Below are 307 nucleotides of genomic sequence, written 5' to 3' on the forward strand. Positions count from 1 at the left end.
CCCACTACCGCGACAAGGTAGCCAGCGCCAAGATCAGCCCGCGGGAGCGAACCCAGTTTCTGGATGCGCTGCGTTTGGGGTTGACCCGGTCCTCTTACCTTTCTTCGTGATTGGGGGTGTCCGGCGCGGCACCTTTTCCGCCGGTGAGATCGAGCGCCGCCCGCGCGGCGCTCGATCTCACCGGCGCTGCATGACTTTCGCCATACCCCCGCTCAACCAACCCACAGATCACGGCGCCACAACCGCCACCCAACCCACCCCAACGTCACTGCCCGCAACGCCATGAACCCGAGGAACGCCAACCACA

General features: G+C 65.1%; 1 protein-coding gene. It reads left to right on the plus strand.

Annotated elements, in window-relative coordinates; translation table 11 throughout:
* On the plus strand, positions 1–110 hold a 110-nt coding region (locus J5M56_RS25940; protein WP_207938180.1), incomplete at its 5' end, for a hypothetical protein.
* Between the last annotated feature and the right edge of the window lie 197 nt (positions 111–307).

Origin of the sequence: Pseudomonas sp. 51_B (assembly GCF_017491595.1) — a bacterium.
Taxonomy (GTDB): Bacteria; Pseudomonadota; Gammaproteobacteria; order Pseudomonadales; family Pseudomonadaceae; genus Aquipseudomonas; species Aquipseudomonas promysalinigenes.